This is a genomic window from Bacillus sp. SA1-12 (assembly GCF_000981385.1).
Classification (GTDB): Bacteria; Bacillota; Bacilli; order Bacillales; family Bacillaceae; genus Metabacillus.
Genome location: NZ_LATZ01000113.1, coordinates 57363 through 77845, shown reverse-complemented (window position 1 = coordinate 77845; position 20483 = coordinate 57363). Strand labels below are relative to the sequence as shown.

The 20483-nt window shown below is 38.4% G+C and carries 16 protein-coding genes and 1 pseudogene; 4 read left to right on the top strand and 13 right to left on the bottom strand.

The annotated features are described in order from the left end of the window. The first annotated feature begins 29 nt into the window (after nucleotides 1-29). The gene (locus WQ54_RS18890) at nucleotides 30-533 is read left to right on the top strand and encodes an antibiotic biosynthesis monooxygenase (protein WP_046586279.1); all 504 of its coding nucleotides are present in this window, start codon (nucleotides 30-32) and stop codon (nucleotides 531-533) included. 482 nt (nucleotides 534-1015) lie between these two features. Continuing rightward, the gene (locus tag WQ54_RS18885; RefSeq protein ID WP_046586278.1) at nucleotides 1016-2404 is read left to right on the top strand and encodes a hypothetical protein; all 1389 of its coding nucleotides are present in this window, start codon (nucleotides 1016-1018) and stop codon (nucleotides 2402-2404) included. A 277-nt stretch (nucleotides 2405-2681) separates the two neighbouring features. Here the strand turns inward: WQ54_RS18885 and WQ54_RS18880 are convergent, their stop codons facing one another. From WQ54_RS18880 to WQ54_RS18845, 8 genes are all read right to left on the bottom strand, one after another. After that, the gene (locus WQ54_RS18880) at nucleotides 2682-3212 is read right to left on the bottom strand and encodes a chromate transporter (protein WP_046586276.1); all 531 of its coding nucleotides are present in this window, start codon (nucleotides 3210-3212) and stop codon (nucleotides 2682-2684) included. Continuing rightward, nucleotides 3209-3784, bottom strand: coding sequence for a chromate transporter (locus tag WQ54_RS18875; RefSeq protein ID WP_046586274.1), 576 nt, complete (start codon nucleotides 3782-3784; stop codon nucleotides 3209-3211). Before WQ54_RS18875 ends, WQ54_RS18880 begins: the two co-directional genes overlap by 4 nt. A gap of 353 nt (nucleotides 3785-4137) precedes the next feature. After that, a complete protein-coding gene (locus WQ54_RS18870; protein WP_046586269.1) occupies nucleotides 4138-4587 on the bottom strand; it encodes an Lrp/AsnC family transcriptional regulator in 450 nt (149 codons plus the stop codon). Between the two features lie 103 nt (nucleotides 4588-4690). Beyond that, nucleotides 4691-6271 carry a gamma-glutamyltransferase gene (gene ggt / locus WQ54_RS18865; protein ID WP_046586268.1) on the bottom strand — a complete coding sequence of 527 codons (1581 nt, stop codon included), beginning with the start codon at nucleotides 6269-6271 and terminating at the stop codon, nucleotides 4691-4693. Beyond that, nucleotides 6268-7515, bottom strand: coding sequence for an MFS transporter (locus WQ54_RS18860; protein ID WP_046586267.1), 1248 nt, complete (start codon nucleotides 7513-7515; stop codon nucleotides 6268-6270). Before WQ54_RS18860 ends, ggt begins: the two co-directional genes overlap by 4 nt. A gap of 358 nt (nucleotides 7516-7873) precedes the next feature. Next, nucleotides 7874-8857, bottom strand: coding sequence for an aldo/keto reductase (locus tag WQ54_RS18855; protein ID WP_046586266.1), 984 nt, complete (start codon nucleotides 8855-8857; stop codon nucleotides 7874-7876). Between the two features lie 123 nt (nucleotides 8858-8980). Next, nucleotides 8981-10432: a YfcC family protein gene (locus WQ54_RS18850; RefSeq protein WP_231597576.1), complete on the bottom strand. Its 1452-nt coding sequence runs from the start codon at nucleotides 10430-10432 to the stop codon at nucleotides 8981-8983. Between the two features lie 315 nt (nucleotides 10433-10747). Beyond that, a complete protein-coding gene (locus WQ54_RS18845) occupies nucleotides 10748-11392 on the bottom strand; it encodes a phosphatase PAP2 family protein (RefSeq protein ID WP_084822165.1) in 645 nt (214 codons plus the stop codon). 154 nt (nucleotides 11393-11546) lie between these two features. On the opposite strand from WQ54_RS18845, the gene WQ54_RS18840 reads away from it, so the two are divergent. Then, on the top strand, nucleotides 11547-12749 hold the full coding sequence (locus WQ54_RS18840) for a M20 family metallopeptidase (RefSeq protein ID WP_046586259.1): 1203 nt from the start codon (nucleotides 11547-11549) through the stop codon (nucleotides 12747-12749). 93 nt (nucleotides 12750-12842) lie between these two features. On the opposite strand, the gene WQ54_RS18835 is transcribed toward WQ54_RS18840, so the two are convergent. Beyond that, nucleotides 12843-14339, bottom strand: coding sequence for a flotillin family protein (locus tag WQ54_RS18835; RefSeq protein WP_046586258.1), 1497 nt, complete (start codon nucleotides 14337-14339; stop codon nucleotides 12843-12845). Nucleotides 14340-14654: 315 nt separating this feature from the next. Between WQ54_RS18835 and WQ54_RS18830 the strand changes: the two genes are divergently transcribed. After that, complete coding sequence (locus WQ54_RS18830) at nucleotides 14655-15272, top strand: J domain-containing protein (protein WP_046586257.1); 618 nt, start codon at nucleotides 14655-14657, stop codon at nucleotides 15270-15272. 84 nt (nucleotides 15273-15356) lie between these two features. Here the strand turns inward: WQ54_RS18830 and WQ54_RS18825 are convergent. The 4 genes and pseudogenes from WQ54_RS18825 to WQ54_RS18810 form a co-directional block, all read right to left on the bottom strand. Further along, nucleotides 15357-16450 (bottom strand): annotated as a pseudogene (locus tag WQ54_RS18825) (tartrate dehydrogenase). Between the two features lie 588 nt (nucleotides 16451-17038). Then, on the bottom strand, nucleotides 17039-17752 hold the full coding sequence (locus WQ54_RS18820) for an EcsC family protein (protein ID WP_046586253.1): 714 nt from the start codon (nucleotides 17750-17752) through the stop codon (nucleotides 17039-17041). A gap of 3 nt (nucleotides 17753-17755) precedes the next feature. Further along, the gene (locus tag WQ54_RS18815) at nucleotides 17756-18982 is read right to left on the bottom strand and encodes an ABC transporter permease (RefSeq protein WP_046586251.1); all 1227 of its coding nucleotides are present in this window, start codon (nucleotides 18980-18982) and stop codon (nucleotides 17756-17758) included. Beyond that, nucleotides 18969-19715, bottom strand: coding sequence for an ABC transporter ATP-binding protein (locus WQ54_RS18810; protein ID WP_046586250.1), 747 nt, complete (start codon nucleotides 19713-19715; stop codon nucleotides 18969-18971). Before WQ54_RS18810 ends, WQ54_RS18815 begins: the two co-directional genes overlap by 14 nt. Nucleotides 19716-20483 lie beyond the last annotated feature (768 nt).

The following is a 20483-nucleotide window of genomic DNA, read 5'->3' as shown; positions in this document are numbered from 1 at the left end:
TAGCATAATGAACAATGAGGTGATGAGAGATGAAGCTTTACATAACTTATGGTACGGTTGATTACTTAGCCAAGCTGGTTAAGAAACATACCGATAAAAAATTAAGACTTATGGCTAATGACCAAACTGCTGTATTATTTCACGAAACTGATAGCAAAACAATCTTTAATGCCCCTAAAAAGTATGAAATCCTTTATTTTTCAGGGGATTTGGCAAACGGAGCATTTGCTCTGGTGAACAATATCCCTGTTTCATCTGAAGCCAGACCGCTATTTGAAAAAACCTTTCATGACGAGTCACAGAAAATCGAAAAACACTCTGGTCTCTCAGCTATTCGCGTTTTACGACCTTTAAAAGGTGACACATACATCATTTTAACATTATGGGAAAGCGAACAGTACTCTAAGGCATGGCAAGAGTCTGCCTCTTTTGAGACTATTTTCAAAAATACGGGGTCAACTGGAGGATTCGGTCACCCGCTTGCAAATCCAGCATACGTTGCAAAATACTATTCAGCTGATATAGACGAATAGTTAAAGCAGGCTTTGCCGCGTGATATGCTAGATTGAGTGAAGCCTTAAGTGTAAAGGTTGGATTTAGAGCTTGGATAAATTCACAAAACTTTGGAATTAAACCACGAATTTCAATTATTGAACTACTGGACGCGGGAGCACCTTCATTTCTTGGAGTTGCCCTACACATTCAGGCTGTCCCGCGAGGCATAGCTACTTTAGGGACAGTCCCTCAATCATCTTACTTGGATTCGACATTTGTCAACGATTCGAATTACCCTTCTCAAAACTGCTTATTTATCATCTTTCGTTCTACTAAGAACCACAAGCCACGAATCATGATTAGACAACATATGCACTTCTGACAATATTTCCTTGGAAATGACAACTTCTTTCTACATGGCTAACACATGAAATTTTCCTGCACCCCTCACATCCTCTTTCACTCATTCATACAGTATTAAGAGCCTATTATAGGCATTTTCTCTACAGGAGTGATAGACATGGAAATAGATCTTACACTCATTCATTGGATCTACTTAGCATTTATCCTCGCAATCATCGGCTTTATGCTCTTCCGCCGTGATACGACGATTACTTGTATAGTTGGCATACTTTCCCTTGCTGCTGCATCTACTTTTTCTGTTAGTGATTCTGTTAGCAGCCTTTTTAATAGCTTCATCTTTGCCATTACCGAATTATTGCCTACGATCCTTGTGATCTCCATCATTGTCGCAATGAGTAAAATATTAACGATTTCCGGCATAAATGAAGTAATGATTTCCCCATTCTCAAAAGTCATCAAAAATCCAACCACTGCATACTGGACAATCGGTATTTTAATGATGGTGATTTCCTTTTTCTTTTGGCCCTCTCCAGCAGTTGCGTTAATTGGGGCGGTCCTTCTGCCAGTTGCGATTAGAGCAGGGCTGCCCGCATTAGGCGTAGCCATTTCAATGAATTTATTTGGGCACGGTATCGCTCTTTCAGGTGATTTCATCATCCAAGCAGCACCAAAGCTTACAGCAGATGCAGCGGGCTTGCCAGTTGGGGATGTCATTCAGGCAAGTATTCCTCTCGTGATTACAATGGGAGTTGTTACAACCATTTCTGCTTATATTTTATTAATGAGAGATATTAAGCTAAAAAAACCTTTTCCAACTGTAGCAGCGCCATCTCCAATTCAGGACTCATCAGATGAGCAATTATCATCAACAGGTAGAAAAATTCTGGCTTTGTTGATTCCGATTATTTTTTTGATTGATGTCATCCTTATGTTTACTCTGAACCTTCAAGGCGGCGATGCAACAGCTTTAATTGGAGGAACTGCACTGCTTATTTTAATTGTGACAACCTGCCTGACTCACAAAAAGCGCGGTTTTGAAGAAACAACAAACTACCTGATACAAGGATTTCAGTTTGGATTTCGTGTATTCGGCCCAGTTATACCGATTGCTGCGTTTTTTTACTTAGGGGATGCTGGATTTAATACCATCATTGGAGACTATTTACCGAAAAGCTCGGAAGGAATTATTAATGATCTTGGTGTTGCCCTTGCCCATGTTGTGCCACTTACACCAGAGGTTGGAACCATTACCTTAACAGGTGTCGGAGTTTTAACCGGACTAGATGGCTCAGGGTTCTCAGGTATTTCTCTTGCAGGATCAATTGCGCAATTATTTTCAACGGCCATTGGGGTTAGTGCAGCAACCTTAACAGCTTTAGGTCAAGTAGCAGGAATTTGGGTAGGAGGAGGAACGTTAATTCCTTGGGCATTGATTCCTGCTGCAGCAATTTGTGGTGTTGACCCATTTGAGTTGGCGAGAAAAAATCTTATTCCTGTTTCAATTGGACTTGTTGTTACAACGATAGTTGCGATGTTTTTAATATAAGGCTTATTTCTAAAAAATTGTTATTTTTAAATAGGTCCTCTGACAAATACTGTTTTAGGTTTATTGGAGCTGGAAGCGAGTCTCATGTTAAGAGCAGAGTGACATGTAAGACTTATGCAGTTTTACTATGAGATCCCCCCCGCGGAAAGCGAGAATCTCTCGCGAAAATCAACCGCTCCCTAGTAGTTTGCGAACCCAGCTTAATAAAAAAATAAAAATCTAACAGTGTCTACTTAATAGACACTGTTAGATTTTTTAGTTTCACTTAATAACAGCATTACGTAATAAAAATGGCTCCATACCCCATGGCTCCTACAATGACAAGGGCAGGGTGTACTTTCCACCTTTCTAACAATAAAAAGCTTAAGATGATAAGAAAAAGAGTCTGCCAAAAACCAATATCAATGTATGCTTCAGAAAAAAAACTAAATGCCATAACCCCAAGTAATACAGCAATTGTCGGCCTAATATAAGTCGTCATTCTTTTTACCTTCGGAGAATCTTTAAACTTATATAAAAATCCTAATAATAAAATCATTAAGATTAACGATGGTGCAACGGTCGCAAATATCCCGATAAAACCGCCCAGAATTCCCCCTTGCTCATAACCGATATACCCTGCCATCTTTGTTGCTATTGGACCTGGAAGAGCATTTCCTAATGCAAGCACCTCACTAAATTCATTTACACTCATCCAGCCGTATCGATCCACAACTTCATTCTCAATTAAGGGAATAGAAGCTGGACCACCCCCATACCCAAGTATTCCCGGAATAAAAAAGGCAAGGAAGATTTCCCAATAAATCATGAAGCATTCCCCCTTTCTACAGTACGTTCAGCCTCAGTCTTTTTATCCTTCTTTAAGATCGCTAATAGTAAAAGTCCGCCAATCAAAAGGGCTGGATGTAAACCGATAATCTCCATTAATAAGAAACTGGCACTTAAAAGTATGATTGATTTTACCCAGCCTAAAGATCCTTTCGATTTATCAAAAAATTCCCATGTTAAGGTTGCAAGCATAACGCCAACTACAGGAACCACTGCAGCTGTCATCCCTTGAACCCAATGATAGTCTTTCACAGAAGAAATGGTCGTTAGAAGAACGATCATTAAGATAATTGTTGGTAAAATGGTTGACAAGGTTGCATTAATAAGTCCTAATATTCCCGCTACTCTATAACCAATATAACCTGCCATTTTCGTGGCAATTGGACCTGGCAATGTATTTCCTAATGCAAGTACATCTGCAAATTCATCATCATTCATCCATTTATAGTTATCCACGACTTCTTTATGAACAAGCGGTATAGATGAAGGCCCGCCGCCATAGCCCAAAATTCCAACACGGAAAAACGCTAAAAATAACTGTAGATGTTTCATATGATCTCCCTTTGTAAATTATTTTTTTCTCACATACAACTGGAACCTTCAAATCTAAATCTTTTTTGTGAATCTTGCTTATTTTCCCCCAAAAGCATTTTTTCTGTTTATTTCTACATGATAAACTCTATGATAAAAAATGTATTTTATGTTAAATTAATATACGTTTGTTAGTCGTTTTTTAATTAAATCCTAACAAACGGAAGTTTTTTTATTTATTTACAATTATATAGTAATAATCCACTCGTTTCTATAGATTCATTTAATATTTTTCAAAAAAAGAGGCAAACTCCCTTCCCTTTAATCTTAGAACCAAAGGGGATGATGAGAGTTAACCTCTTCAAATCGTCATTCTATAATTTCAAGCCGCTGCGGCTCTTAAAACGTCTAAGCAAAATATGGCTCTCTACTCTTGTAATACCTTCAAGTGAATACAGCTCATTATTGATAAACTTTTCTAACGCACTAAAATCATCTACTAACACATGCATATGCAGCGTACTTGGACCAGTCATTTGATAACAGCTTGATACACAAGGATTATCCGCTAACGTTTCAGCAACAGCTACTAAGGAACCAGGTTCACAATCCACTTCAAAAAAAGCGGAAACATTCTTTCCCATTTTCTCAGAATTAATGACGACACTAAATTTTTCAATAACTTCATTTTTTATTAATTGGTTGACACGTTCGCGAACAGATACTCTAGATAAATCCAATTCTTTCCCTATATCTGAATACGACATTCTTCCATTAGCTGTAAGTAACTCAAGTATTCTCCTATCAATATGATCAATCTTCACATTATACCCATCCTTTAGCATGATATAGTATGAGTATAATATTAACAGACAAAGGATGAAAGCCCTTCAGGTAAAAGTGCCCCAATCATTCAACTAGTTCAATTTACCTCCCAATAGCAGCACCGTCACTTCTTGGATCAACACCGCCATGAAGAAAGCCTTGATCATCAATACAAATTGCATTTGCATGTCCCATTATTCCATCAAATTCATCTACCCTTTTAACAATATGCCCCGCTGCCATTAATTGTTCAATAACTGCTAAAGGAACACGTCCCTCAATTTTTAGCTCTTGTGTAGCTTCTCCCCAGGTTCTGCCCCATACAAAGCGGGGTTCGCTGATAGCCAGTTGCGGATCCATTCCATAATCAATCATTCTCGTTATCATAACGGTTTGTGTTTGCGGCTGACCTTCACCACCTTGTGTACCATAGAGAATTCGCGGTCGTCCATCTTTAAGTGCCATAGCAGGCATTAGGGTATGGAAGGTTCTTTTTCTCGGCTCTAAACAATTAACCTGTGATGAATCAAGCGAAAAGAAGGAACCTCTGTTCTGCATGATAATTCCAGTATCCCCAGCGACAACTCCTGATCCAAATTCAAAGTAAAGGCTTTGTATAAAGGAAATAGCATTACCCTCCTCATCTACAACAGCAGCATGAGCGGTATCACTGCCAACCGATTGAGTTTGAATATCCCTCGCTTGATCCAAATGAATAGAGCTTGCCATTTCTTTGGCGTAGGATTTGCTTAGTAATCGATCTAATGGAACGGCTTGAAAATCTGGGTCCGTTAAGTATTTGTTCCGATCCTGAAAACACCTTTTTAATGATTCAATTAATAGATGATAATATTCATATGAGCCTTCTGAAATCGAAGCAATGTCATAGTTTTCAAGGATATTAAGGACCATTAGCCCTGTAAAGCCTTGCGAATTTGGCGGTACTTGATACATATTGTAGCCTCTGTAAGTAGTTGATATCGGCTCAGTCCATATTCCCTTATGTTCAGTAAAATCAGCTTCATTGAGCAATCCGCCTTTTTCTTTTAGACTAGCGATGATACGCTTTCCCAGCTCACCTTTATAAAAGTTATTCCTTCCATTCAAGGCAAGATCCTTTAATGTATCAGCTAAATCAGTTTGAATAAATCTCTCATTAACATCAGGCACCCTCCGATTTGGAAGAAAAATAGCAGCTGCATCATCATCTCTTTGGAGCATTTCAATACTTTTAACTGTATTCTCATGCTGATCCTTTGAAAAAGGAAAGCCTGAACTTGCATACTCGATAGCAGGTTGGAGCACTTCCCCTAGTGATAATCTTCCATACTCCTTCAGGATCGCATCCCAGCTATCAACCATCCCAGGCACTGTTATAACACTTTCTATCCCGCGGGTCGGAATTGAGCTTTTTCCTTTATATACATCACGCGTTATAGCAGAGCCTGACCGGCCGCTTCCATTATAAGCTCGGACCATTCGATCTTCCCCGCTATATGCCAGCCAAAAAGAGTCACCGCCAAGGCCAGTCATATGCGGGTATACCACCGCAAGGCAGGCACTAACAGCTACTGCTGCGTCAAAGGCATTCCCCCCTTTTTGAAGAATCGTATTTCCTGCTTGTGATGCTAGATAATGGGGGCTTACAACCATTGTCTTGCTCCCAACAATTGCTTTACTCACCCTACTTTTCCCTCCTCAGCTAGATTTCCTGTCGTGACAGTTGATGTTGAATCATTTGTTGATTTTAATCGATGATCTGTAAAGATAAACATAATTCCTCCTATGATTAAGAGTGCCCCTGATATGTAAAAGCCGAATTCAAGACTTCCCGTTTGATCAGCAAAATACCCGGTAATATAAGGAGCAAATATGGAAGACAACATACCGCTAAAGTTAAAAAATCCATAAACCCTTGAATACATGGAAGATGGGGTAATATCAGCCATATATGAGATTAAAACCGGATCAAGCGCTAATTTTCCGAGTAATCCATATAGAATTAAACCTACAAGAAGTAAAGAATAGTTTTCTATATAAGGAATGGCAAATTGACATAGCGCTCCTGCAAGCGCCAGCGCAATAATAAGAGGCTTTTTGCTTTTGATTTTGTCTGATAAAATCCCGAATATGATAGCACCAGGAATCGAAGCCCATGGCACTAAAGATGCAATAATGCCAGTTTGCGAGGCATCCACCCCTCGAGCGGTTTGCAGATAATAAGGAAGCCATGTCAGCATTCCAAAAAATCCATATAGAGAACAAAAGATTAATAGATAAACAAAAAGATGATTTTTTGTAAACAACAGCTTCACATTGCCTTTTTCATGTATCGCCTTCTCTTGTTTTTGGTCTTTATGGTGGTTGTCTTTTACGAATATTCCTATTAAGATCGCCACAATAATCGTCGGTACCGCAAAAACATAAAAAGGAAACTGCCAGCCTTTATTTAATGTATATGTAAAATAACTAGATGCGATAAATCCAAGTGATATCCCAAACGCCATTCCGCTATTAATCAAAGCAGATACAAGACCCCTGTATTTTTGAGGTGTTATGCTCGAAGAAATCCCATACTGAGAGCCGTAATAGGTTCCTTCTCCCAGGCCTGTCAATGCTCTCATTAATAAAAATAGACCGAAGCTAGCGGCTAAACCACTCAAATATGTTGCAACACCAAATAAAACATATCCAGCTACTAACACTTTTACCCTTCCAAACTTATCAGCTAAAAACCCTGTTGGTACTTGCATAAAGGCATATGCAGCAAAAAATACCGTTGACATCAAACCTAACTGAGCTTTATCTAGTCCCCATTCTTCCCCGATGCTGCCCATAACTGGAGAAAGGATGTTGCGATCGGCATACATAAATACCCATCCTAAGAAAAATAGAAAAATAACAAAAGCTGGATGTGTCTTTTTCATTAAAAATCCTCCTTCTATTGTCTGAATATTGGGATCATTATAACAACATTCTTTTCAATAGAAGTGGTTCTTGTAATATATTCTCACATAGTTTTTTAGCACTTCGGAATTTATCTTTGTATTTTGATTTCGTTTCGAAACCATTTATTAAAAATTAATTTTCGAAACGAAGTCAAATGGAACAACAACCTTAAATACAATGGGATATGAGCGTTAGATTTTATTTCAGAACATTAAAGCTCATTAACAATAATAAAAGCTCTCTTCTTTTCATCAATAAATTGACAAAAAATTGACCAAAATCCACTAGTAGGATTTTGGCCGACTGGCTAACCTATATTATTATCAAAAGGTCTATTTATCTGCGAAATTTCTCAAGAAACCTTGTCGGGTATTCACTAGGAAGTTGGCTAACCTCATCAAGTTTATTCCATTGCTCTTCTGTTAAATTCCAGCCTACACTCCCCATATTCTCCTCAAATTGTTCAAGGCTGCTTGCTCCAAAAATCGGTGAAGTAATTTCTTCTTTATTTACTAACCAGTTCAATGCAATTTGAGCAGGAGTTTTATCGATCTCATGTGATATTTCTTCAACGGCTCTTAAAATAGAAAAGTTTCTTTCATTGGCTCTATACTCCCAACTAGATTCACCAACCCCATGAGAAAGCCTTCCGCTTTGTGGTTTTTCACCCTGTTTGTATTTCCCGGTTAAGAATCCTCCTCCAATTGGTGCCCACGGAATGACACCGACATTTTCTTCTTTGCACAATGGGAGGACCTCCCTATCCATTTCACGACTAAGCAGACTATATTGTGGCTGTATGGAAATAAATCGTACAAGATTATGAAAATCACTATAAGATAAAGCCTTCATCATTTGCCACGCCAAAAAGTTTGAACAGCCTATGTATCTTACTTTGCCAGAACTGACAAGGTCATCTAATGTTCTTATCGTTTCTTCAATAGGTGTGATATTATCCCAGACATGAAGCTGATAAAGATCAATATAATCAGTATTTAAACGCTTCAGACTTTGGTCCACACCTTCCATAATGCGGCGGCGCGAATAACCAAAATCATTTGGATGAGGTCCCACTCGCATTCTTACCTTTGTTGCCAGCACTACTTCTGAACGACGCTCCTTTATCGCCTTGCCGACAATCCGCTCAGATTCTCCTCCAACATAAACATCTGCTGTATCAATAAAATTTCCTCCCTTATCCAGGAAACGATGAATCATTTCAATAGAATCAGATTCATTGACCTCCTTCCCAAAGGTCATAGCACCTAAACAAAGTTCTGATACTAATAAACCGCTTTTGCCCAATACTTTGTATTCCATTTCTTCCTCTCCTATCTCATTTTCTAACTTTCAATATATTATTCGAGATAAGACTGTTTATTCCTTTAAATGAATAAAGCTGTAAAATCAAAAAATCTTTATTCTATATTTCTCAAACCGAATTTACCCGTTCCACTGAATCATTTGAGCAAAAATAAGGAATCCAATTGCAAGCACAAGCCATACTAAAAACAACGGTATGTAAAAGCGAACCCATTTTTGCCAAGGAACACCAGCAATAGCCAAAGTGGCCAAAAAGTATCCGGAAGTTGGGAATAAAATATTTCCCAGACCATCACCAAATTGATAGGCTAATACAGCCGTTTGTCTTGTAACTCCAATTAAATCCGAAAGCGGCGCTAAAATTGGCATTGTCACCAGAGCTTGCCCGCTTCCAGAAGGAACTAAGAAGCTAAAAAGCATTTGAACAAAGAACATTCCAATTGCGCTAAATATTGCTGGAAATTCTCCAACAGAAGCACCTAAGCTATTCACAATCGTATCCATCACTTGGCCATCTTCCAAAACGACTGCAACCGCTCTGGCTACACCAATAATAATGGCTCCAACCATCACCTCGCGAAAACCTTCATTAAATCCTTCACAAATATTCGTCAGGTTTAACCCGGAAATCATCCCTATGACGATTCCCATCAATATGAACAGCCCAGCCATCTCTAACATAAACCAGCCTTTTGCTAATACCCCATAAACGAGTAGAACAAAAAAACCTAAAAGGACAAGGAATGCAACCTTTTGACGCATTGATGCAACAGGTTTATTTACTTCTGATTTATTTAAATAAGCGGTTCTCTTACTTGCATCTTCCTCATATACCAGACTTGACTTTGGATTTTCTCTCACCTTTTGAGCGTAACGGACAATATAAATGATTCCGACCAAAACAAACACAATGAATGCGATGAATCTCATCTCTATTCCTGAAAACACGGGAAGACCTGAAATCTTTTGCCCCAATCCTGTATTGATCGGGTTAAGAAACCCTGTCATAAATCCTGCAGTAGTTGCAACTAAAGCTACCGCAGCAGCAACCATCGAATCATAGCCCATAGCAATCATTAACGGTAAGATAACCGGAACATACACTAAACTTAATTCCTGCGTACCGATCAAACTGCAGACTGTGGCAAACACTATCATTAGTACGGGTATTAATGCGATACTTCTGGTTGAAAACTTTCTTGTAAGCCTGTCTACCCCTATTTCAATAAGCCCAGTATGTCGAATAACCGTAAAAATACCGCCAATTATGAATGTAAAAAACACAACCTCCCCAGCAGCAACCAACCCCCTGGGTATAGCCGTCATAAATTCCGTCAATCCAACAGGTGTCCTTTCAACCCATTGAAATGAAGCAGGATCAATCGTTGTCCTCCCTTCAGGACCTGGGACTCTTTCGTATATGCCCGCAGGAACTAAATAAGTAGCTATAGCGCCAAGCGCGATAAAGAAAAATAAAAGCACGTAAATATGCGGAAGTGTGAATTTCTTTTTAATCCCGTAGGATTCTGTTGGAATATCAGAAGCAGCTTTCTCAACTTTTTCTAATGCCAATCTTACTCCTCCTTCAAGTTTGTTATTTTTAATCACTTTACATGTAAAGAAATATAACATTTAATTAATGACTAGTTTAACCGATCAATATGTAAGTTTCATTAGCAGATTTGTGGAAATTCCATACAATTCCTTGTACAATTTAGCTAAAAGGAATAAAGAGTCAAATAAAAATGCACAGATGAATGTTAAAAAACATCACACGAAATAAAGCTCTTTTATTTAAAAGAAGGTAGAAAAAAACTTCAGTACCTCCACCTTAATGGTCAAAGTACTGAAGTTTAGTGTCAAAATCTATCTTCATTTATTATTTTATTACATAGCAGCATCTTGACTGATTTTACTTCTTTCTAGCTTTCTATGCAGGAATTTATCGATTGAAATGAATCCAACCAACATTAATCCCCCTGTTATATAGCCGCCAATCACATCAGTGAGAAAATGCTCTCCTTCAATAAGCCTGCTCAAACCTATTAATACAAGGACAAGCGAAATTCCCGTGATAATCGTTTGCTTTGTTTTCTTTTGTTGGCTTGATTTCACTAAATAATACGCGAGCATTCCATACAAAATCAGTCCAACCATGACATGGCCGCTTGGAAAGCTAAACCCTTCCTCTATATGACTGACAAAAGAAGGACGTTCCCTTGCAACTATGGCCTTTAATAGTTTGTTTCCAATATTACCTAAAAGAACAGATAAAAATAAAAGGGCGGGAACTAAAAAACTTTTTTTAACTAAAATAAAAAGGATCATTGACAAAAACAGAACAGATATAATGCCCTGTGTTGAACCTAACATTCCAACCCAATTTACAAGAAGTAAGAAAGGTTCATCATGAATAGTGTACAATTCTTCCCCAATCATTGAGTCAAACCCATTGATTGCATTTGTTTTAATTAGTAAAATTAGTCCGATAAATATCAGAGTCAGTAATAATACATAATACTTTTTCACCATTTTCCTCCAATCGAATTAAATTCTTGAATTTTTTAAATTTTTTAACTACAATCGAGCTAATATAAATTCCTTACTTATTCTAATACATTTTGATTTCGAGACATATGTTTTTTATTAAGCTTTTTACAAATTTTATCTTTGAGGAGGAGGAATTATGCTAGATCAGTTATGGTCATCATTAGATGCCCATTATTCAGAAATGATTGAGATTCGCCGGTTTTTACATATGCACCCTGAGCTCTCCTTTCAGGAAGTAAATACAGCAAGCTACATTGTCGATTATTATAAAAAGCTTGGTGTATCTGTTAGACCTAATGTAGGTGGAAACGGTGTGGTAGCAACCATCATAGGAGATTTGCCGGGTCCTACCGTGGCATTACGAGCAGATTTTGATGCCCTTCCGATTCAGGACGAAAAAGATGTTGATTATAAATCAACTGTACCTGGAGTCATGCATGCATGCGGTCATGACGGACATACTGCTACCTTGCTTGTCTTAGCTAAGGTTCTTCACAACAATAGTCATCTATTGAACGGAAAGATTGTTCTAATTCATCAGCATGCAGAGGAATATGCTCCAGGCGGGGCACTTTCGATGATTGACGACGGCTGCCTGGAGGGTGTGGATGTCATTTTTGGTACACACCTTTGGGCTACAGAACCTGTCGGAAACATCCAATACCGGGTTGGACCGATTATGGCAGCAGCAGATCGTTTTGAAATCACGGTTCATGGTAAAGGCGGACATGGAGCACAGCCACATAAGACGAAGGATGCTATTCTGATCGGCTCCCAAATCGTCACTGGCCTGCAACAAATTGTCAGCCGCAAAATTGATCCCATTCATTCCGCCGTTGTTACCGTCGGTTCCTTCGTAGCCGAAAATGCCTTTAATATTATTGCCAACTCTGCCAAACTGATCGGAACAGCACGTTCATTTGAAGAGGATGTAAGAAGACAAATCGAACAAGAAATTGAGCAGGTGGTAAAAGGTACTTGTCTTATGAATGGAGCAGAATATGATTATTTGTATTTTAGAGGCTATCCAGCAGTTGTAAACCATCCAGCCGAAACCGAATTTCTTAAGAACATTGCCGAGAAGGTTCCTGGTGTTTATAAGGTAGAAGAAAGCCCATTGCAAATGGGCGGTGAAGATTTTGCCTATTACCTGCAGCATGTGAAGGGAACATTCTTTTTTACAGGAGCCATGCCTGCTAATAAGGAACATGCCTATCCACATCACCATCCTAGATTTGATATTGATGAAAAAGCACTTCTTATCGCTGCAAAAACACTATGTAAAGCAGCGATTCAGTATCAGCTTGATTCGGTAAGCGGTCAGCCAATTTCAATTTAAAAACTAAACTCTTTACTAGACTAAAAGGCGCATTCCGTTAAGGAAGCGCCTTTATATATTGTATGAGTTTATAAAATTAGCAGATTAAAGCTTTCATATATTCTTTTGGTTATTCTCAACGGAGAAAGCTTCTCCTCCGCCATTATCTATCCGATTTACATGAGGAACCGTGGCGGCTCCTTGAATTACCGTTCCATTTCTTGATGCATATGATTTGATTAACTCCGCTACATCAATGCCTGTCATTTCTTTTAGCGGCTCTTGCATATCAACCATCGTTTTTGTAATGCTTTTGCCAAAGGAAGGCACACCCTGGCCATTGCCTGAATCAATAATTTTAACAGATTCAATATTGTTAAGCGGCTGGGCAATCTTCTCAGCAAAAACTGGAAGCATTTCGATTAGTTTCTCGGTGATAATAACCTCACCATGCTTTTCCATTGCTTCAGCTAACAGCTTTCTTGCTTCAGCTTCGGCTTTCCCTCTTTCACGGATGACATCTGCTTCAGCCGAGCCTTCTTCCCTGCGGATTTTTGCTTTGGCTTCCCCGGCTATTTCCGCTTTACGTGCTTCAGCTTCCGCCTTCCGTGTTGTTTCATAGTATTCAGCATCAGCTTTTGTTTTGCGAACCTTGCTTTCTTCTTCCTCAAGCTTAACCGCACGTTCACGCTCTAAAAATTTTAGCGTTAATTCTTCTTCTTTTACTTCCTTTGCTAATTTAGCCTTTTCTAATTCATAGGACTGCTCTGATTTTGCTCGGGCACGTTCTGTTTCTTCTTTAAACGCGGCATCCTTAATATCCTTTTCTTTTTTAGATTCTGCTATCGCAATTTGGCGTTTATATTCTTCCTCTTTCGCCTCTTGGTCGGTTTGCGCACGGTGTATTCTGGTTTCTCGCTCACTATTAGCCTCAGCAATTTCTGCTAGTTTACGAACCTCAGCAATACGCGGTCTGCCTAAGTTTTTTAAATAACCATTCTCTTCATCTGCATCACGTAAATCTGTTAATCCCAATGAGGTTATTTTAAAACCCATTAAGTCTAGCTGCTTTTGCGCAACCTCAGACACATCCTGATTAAATTTTTCCCGGTTACTGTTAATATCTTCGACCGTCATTTTCGAAAGAATTGCACGCAGATTACTTCCAAGCACCTCGATAATTTCTGCCTCTATCTCTGATTGTTCCTTGCCTAAAAACTGTTCCGCATAGTTTGCGATTCCGTTTAAGGTATCAGCCACCTTTACCATGGCGACTGCATCAGCAACAATCGGTACACCTCCATTTGTATATACTCTTGGTGTGGATAGCTTTAATTGAAATGAAGTCAGATTTACAGGCGTTGATGTCTGGAAGCGTCTGAGTCGATACCCTCCTCCACGAATGATCTTCATTGAACGGCCTTCTTGGTCTGTAAAAATATTCGTTTCCTTCTCTGGATCGCCTAATCTTGGTCCTGTAATGATTAAGGCCTGGTTGGACTTGGCTGTACGGTAGCGATATTTTATCCAAAAGAAATAGCCAACTCCCGCAAGTGCAGCAATAATTAATACTGGAATTAAAAACATTAGTACCCCAATCGCATCTAACATATTTCTTCCCCCTTCTTTATATATATCTATCTAACCCATGCAGCTATTAGGCAGTACATGAATGATAAAAACATTTAATCCCTTTTCCCTGTACAAGGCAGTTTTTTCGAACATATTGATCAATATATAGTGTTATACGAATCGAATAGGGAAAGGTTTCAAAATCGGGAAAATTATACCTTTTTATGTATTCCACTTGATAAATCTTAAAAGAAAGCGCAAAAAAACAGTCCTGCCACCTTATATATATAATAGGGGCTTATACTGTTGCTCATTCAACTTACATAGCTACTACCCGAAGAAAGGAGAAATCGATTGAACACGGATCAAGCATTTACCTTGTTAAAGGAAGCTGGAATAACGGATAATATTGAAACCTTTAAGCAATGGCTCCGTGAGGGCAAAATTAAAGCTACTGGATTCACGGTAGATGATAAGGCCTTAATGCGTTTTATGAAGGAACAAACAAAACTTGATAAAGACCAGGTCATTCACCTATTAAAATTAAAAATAAAGACAAAAGATGAGGAAATTAAAGGTATAGAGGAATTACATGCAAGCTCAACAAGATTATTGATTCATCAAAGAGATAAGCTATATAATGAAATCAGCTTATTGCAAATTGAGAGGAACCATTTAAAAAAGGAAACAATCAATTTATTAAAGGAAAATATTGAATTACGTGATGAGTTGATTGAATTAAAAGAAAAACTTCTAAAAGGGGAAACAAGTGAAGATGCATCATCTTCTTCCTTATCTTCAAGTGATTTTCGTCAAAAGTTAGGACTTACCAAACTAGCAAATGATAAAGACATCATCGCTGCATATAAAGAACTATTAAAAAAAGCTCATCCGGATCATGGAGGAAACGCAAAGCTGTTTCATTATATTAAAACTGATTTTGATCAATTTAGAAACAAAATGAAAGACTAGGATGTTTATAGGAATGCAAACAGGCTGTCTCAGTGTAAGGGCTCACCCTTTTGAAACAGCCTCTCTTTTTACCAGTTATTAAATTCATCCTTTATTTGTTATACTTTCTAATGGCATCTCTACAAGCTTTTTTACCACTGCATCCCCTACCTCTTGCGTATTGGCCTTCCCTCCCATATCAGGTGTTAATTTGCTTCCTTCTAGCATAACTTGCTCCATTGCGGTTAGAACTCTTTTGCCCCATGCTTCCTGGTTAAAAAAGTCTAACATTTGACTTACAGACCAAATCGCAGCTAACGGGTTTGCAATCCCTTTCCCGGCGATATCTGGCGCGGAGCCATGAATGGGTTCGAACATAGATGGAAATTCTCGTTCAGGATTGATGTTTGCACCTGCAGCAAGTCCCATTCCACCGGCAATAGCAGCACCTAAATCAGTTAGGATATCACCAAATAAATTAGATGTAACAACCACCTCAAAGCGCCAAGGCTCTTTGACAAAAAACATGGCAGCAGCATCGACTAAATAAGAATTGGTCTCTACATCCGCGTACTCTTTAGCAACTTCTTCAAACACCTGATCCCAATACACCATCGAATAATTTAACGCATTCCCTTTGCTGATACTTGTAAGAGACTTTCCCTGTTTTCTCGCTTCTTCAAATGCATAACGGATTATTCTTTCAGTACCAACTCTTGAGAATATTCCTGTTTGCAGTACGACCTCATGAGACTGATTACGAAACAGCCAATCCCCAGCTCCGGCATATTCCCCTTCGCTATTTTCACGAATAACGAGCATATCAATTTGCTCACGCGAAATATTCTTCAGCGGGCATGGAGCACCATCTAATAACGTAATTGGACGCAGGTTCACATATTGATTGAACCCTTTGCGAATCTTCAATAAAAGATCCCATAATGAAATATGGTCAGGTACACCAGGATAACCTACAGCACCAAGGTAGATGGCATCAAAGGATGTAAGCTGCTCTAATCCATCCTCATCCATCATTTTCCCATCTGTAAATAATATTCACACCCCCATGGAAAATAAGTGAATTCAAAATCAAAGGTACGGTCTATTTCTGCAATCTTCTTTAATACTTTAATCCCCTCATTGACTACCTCCGGGCCTATTCCATCTCCAGCAATTACTGCAATTTTGTATTTTCTTATCATCTTTCTCCCCTTCCTTCCCAATGTCCACTTTACAGTCCAGATTTTCGCAGAGAAAATCCCTGTCTCTTATCCATTTCTTCGTTTTTATCACCAATTCCTTTAACAGGTTAAAACTTCTTGTGGTTAGATGGACAAAACACTTGTTGAATTGATTCAAAATGTCATTGAGAGCGGGGATAAAAGATAAATTACTTGTTATATTGGCTCAAAATATCCTTGAGAGCAGGGATAAAGGACAAATCACTTGTTAGATTGGATCAAAATGTCCTTGAGTGCGGGGATCAACGACATTTCACTTGTTAGATTGGATCAAAATGTCCTTGAGTGCGGGGATCAACGACATTTCACTTGTTAGATTGGATCAAAATGTCCTTGAGTGCGGGGATCAACGACATTTCACTTGTTAGATTGGATCAAAATATCCTTGAGAGCAGGGATAAAGGACAAATCACTTGTTATATTTGTTCATAATGTCCTTGAGAGCGCAAGCAGGGGTGAAGAACAAAAGCAAAAACACAAAAAAGCAGCAGATTTCCAACTATGAAATCCGCTGCTGTCATCATGAATAAGGAGATTCTCACTTCATTACTTCCTATTCGAAAAAATTCTAAGCCGATAGCAATTCATGGCGCATTCACCAAGTTGTTGAACAAGGTGATAATTAGCGACTCCCCCAACAACAGCACCAATCCCTGGCAGGATCTGCATAAGCTTGACAACATCAATATAATCTCTATATTCTTGCTGAAATACCCGCCAGTCCAAATCCTTCACTTCGTTTTTTAGTGAATCCCAATATTCGATCTTTTCAAGAGTTTCTTCTTTATGTGCTTCACTTGAAAACGCCAGCTGAAAAACATACAAAAGAAACAGCCTTTCTTCATATTCCTTCGTGCTGTATCCATAAATGCTAGCTACTTCAAATAAAAATTTCATCTTGATACTTAGGAATAAAGGGAAGTCGGCAAGCCCTAATAAAATTCCTCCAGCCCCGGTTGAGGCTCCTTCAATTGCAGCTGTCTTCTTAAATGTTCCTATCGTTTTTTCCACAAGCTGTTCACGTTCCTCAAACGTAAGGTTCTCTATTTTTTTAGGAAATGTGGTGACATTGGAACCTATAAGTGTGGCCTGAACCATTTTTTTAATACTTTCTGTAATGGTTGTATGTACCTTTTCTGGAATCAATTGATTCATTTTAGTCTGAGCTTTTTTAGAGGATCTTTCTAAAAAAGAAGGTCTTCGTAACTGACTTTGCTTCCAAAGCCTTGACTCTTCTGCCATCTGTGTTTCATAGGTCATATGTTATACACCCTTTTCACTCTTCTTTAACCTCGTTCCCATATACATATAGGTAAACAGACTAGCAAACACCACATTTACAGCTAAAGTGATGATAAAAATGAAAGCTGTTGCTGATATCAGGGTTACCACAGAGTAGACGATCGCTTGAATAATAAGCACGCTAAATATAATCTTTAAAAAGCTTTTTAACTTCTTTCTTTCCCCTGTCGGATAAAGATTAGGCAGTTCTAATAAATCAAAATGCTTATATAAACTCATTATCTGTATCCCAGTTAAGAATGAAAAAATGACTACAATGATCACATTCCCAATTAGCTGTTGATTAATAAACACTAAAATCACACTGCCGATTATTGTAAGTCTCACCGCAATCCCAAAGTAATCCCCAGATCGCAAAAAGGCTCTACTAAATAAATATTCATAAACATGATCTTGATGGTATGTTACTTGCTTTAAAAATAGATCAAGATACTTACGGCGTTTCGCTTGTTTTTTCAATTTAGGGACATCGGTAAATAAGTTAGCCAGTTTATAAAAGGACTGTTTCCTTTCTCCTTCCAATTTGATCAGCTGATCCCATTTAATTGCCTTCGACTTAACAAGCTTGGAAAAATAAGCATCATAGCCCACCATTATAAGAAAGATCACCAGCACAAAGAGATACTGTCCTGAAAGGATAAAAAAGATCATACAACCATTCATGACAAATCTAACAGCGAGATCGCTCCATTTTGCAGATGCTTCGGTTAAGTATCCAATTCTCCAGCTGATCCGTAAATTCCATAGCTTCACAACAATCAGCAAGATCAAGCTTATGATAAGGCTATTTCCAGTTGCAGAAGCTGCTTTAAAATAAAGCGGTGCAAATAAAATCATGACCACAATAATAGGAAAGCTCTGTGTCACTAAACTATAGGTAAAGGCCTTTTGAAAGTACCCTTTAAGCTTATGTTCCATAGGAAGCAGGAACACGATGTCAGCCTCTTTTAACAATGTTCGGACATGTGAACGGAGTAAAATTAATGAAAAGACAACCGCCATGATCAGAACAGCTGGAAAATCAGGAGACAAAGTCTCAAGCCATTTTTGATAGGTGACAGCCCCGCCCGCTGCTAAGAAAATAACCACAAATAATAAATGGTCATTTAACATGTATTTCAAATATGCCCTTGTTTCATTTATATGATGATTAACCCTCGTTTTCCAAATTTCATCAATGCTCTTCATCTTGATCTTCCTTTGTCAGCTGAATATAAAGATCATCAAGTGTAGCATCTCTCATGCCAAACTGTTCCCTTAGCTGCATTAACGTTCCTTTGGCCCGGATTTCTCCATTATGTAGAATAATAAAAGAGTCGCAATACCTCTCGGCAGTTGCAAGTATATGTGTAGACATTAGGATTCCAGATCCTTGCTGTTTAGCCTTTTCCATCATCTCCAAAAGGGAATTGATCGCCAACGGATCCAATCCGACAAACGGCTCGTCAATAATGTACAGTGCCGGCTCGATTAAAAATGCGCACATGATCATGACCTTTTGCTTCATCCCTTTTGAAAAATGAGCAGGAAACCATTTCAGCCGTTTCTCCATCCTAAATTCCTTTAAAAGCGGATGAAGACGTTTATCAAATGTTGCCTGATCAAGACCATAGGCCATTGCCGTTAATTCCAAGTGCTCATATAATGTTAATTCATCATATAAGATTGGTGTTTCAGGTATAAAGCTGAATTGTGAGCGATAGGCCGCTGCATCGTCAGCAAATGTTTTCTCATTTATTGAAATGCTGCCCTTATGCGCCTCCATCAATCCAATAATATGTTTAATGGTTGTGCTTTTTCCTGCACCATTTAAGCCAATAAGACCAACAATTTGACCTTTATCTACCTGGAACGAAATATCCTTCAAGACAGGGTTTCGCGTATACCCTCCAGTTAACTGATCTACTTTTAACAACGTCATTTTTTAGTTGTTCTCCTTTTTCTTTTTATCTTATCATAAGAAAAGCGCAAGTGCCTTGCTCAAGCCTATGCAAATAAAACACACATGAATAGAAGTGTACACTATCCTCCATCCAGGATGGAATATGCGCTGGAGCTAGACACCGAAACTAGACAACTTTAAATCAAAAACACTTGTCCTAGTGAAGAAAATTTTTTTCGCATAATGAAACGTGAACAGGACATCATAATCTTTGAGGAAGGGATAGCTTGTCAAAACAAAACCCTAAAAATGAGGTGTTTGTTCCAGACAACTATTTTTCTCAAGGCTAGGGAATACTTTGTTTTACCATTGAATATACAACACTTACGAAATGAGGTGTCTACGGGCCGCAATTCTCTGAATTAAACGCTCGAGTTATAATCATTTTGTAAATGAGGTGTTTGTCAAAGACAATATCTTTGATTGTTAAGATTGATTTAACACTTAACAAGGGGATGATCGCTTTGAACAATGGTGATTTTCACATCAGATAGCATTTACTAAAATGTTAAATGAGGTGTTTATCAAAGCAAACTTCTTATAAAAGAAGTAAAATTGTAACCATTGATAGAACAACCTTACGAAATGAGGTGTCTACGGGCCGCAATTCTCTGAATTAAACGCTCGAGTTGTAATCATTTTGTTAAATGAGGTGTTTGTCAAAGACATTTTCTAAACCTGTTAAGACGGATAATCACTTAACAAGGAGATGGTCGTTTTGGACAATGGTGATTTTCACATCAGATA

What these genes read in the sequence shown, in the direction of transcription:
- WQ54_RS18835 (WP_046586258.1), bottom strand. Translation starts at nt 14,339, where the DNA reads ATGTTAGATGCGATTGGGGTACTAATGTTTTTAATTCCAGTATTAATT.
- WQ54_RS18840 (WP_046586259.1), top strand. Translation starts at nt 11,547, where the DNA reads ATGCTAGATCAGTTATGGTCATCATTAGATGCCCATTATTCAGAAATG.
- WQ54_RS18855 (WP_046586266.1), bottom strand. Translation starts at nt 8,857, where the DNA reads ATGGAATACAAAGTATTGGGCAAAAGCGGTTTATTAGTATCAGAACTT.
- WQ54_RS18860 (WP_046586267.1), bottom strand. Translation starts at nt 7,515, where the DNA reads ATGAAAAAGACACATCCAGCTTTTGTTATTTTTCTATTTTTCTTAGGA.
- WQ54_RS18820 (WP_046586253.1), bottom strand. Translation starts at nt 17,752, where the DNA reads ATGACCTATGAAACACAGATGGCAGAAGAGTCAAGGCTTTGGAAGCAA.
- WQ54_RS18815 (WP_046586251.1), bottom strand. Translation starts at nt 18,982, where the DNA reads ATGAAGAGCATTGATGAAATTTGGAAAACGAGGGTTAATCATCATATA.
- WQ54_RS18875 (WP_046586274.1), bottom strand. Translation starts at nt 3,784, where the DNA reads ATGAAACATCTACAGTTATTTTTAGCGTTTTTCCGTGTTGGAATTTTG.
- WQ54_RS18810 (WP_046586250.1), bottom strand. Translation starts at nt 19,715, where the DNA reads ATGACGTTGTTAAAAGTAGATCAGTTAACTGGAGGGTATACGCGAAAC.
- WQ54_RS18845 (WP_084822165.1), bottom strand. Translation starts at nt 11,392, where the DNA reads ATGGTGAAAAAGTATTATGTATTATTACTGACTCTGATATTTATCGGA.
- WQ54_RS18880 (WP_046586276.1), bottom strand. Translation starts at nt 3,212, where the DNA reads ATGATTTATTGGGAAATCTTCCTTGCCTTTTTTATTCCGGGAATACTT.
- WQ54_RS18885 (WP_046586278.1), top strand. Translation starts at nt 1,016, where the DNA reads ATGGAAATAGATCTTACACTCATTCATTGGATCTACTTAGCATTTATC.
- WQ54_RS18890 (WP_046586279.1), top strand. Translation starts at nt 30, where the DNA reads ATGAAGCTTTACATAACTTATGGTACGGTTGATTACTTAGCCAAGCTG.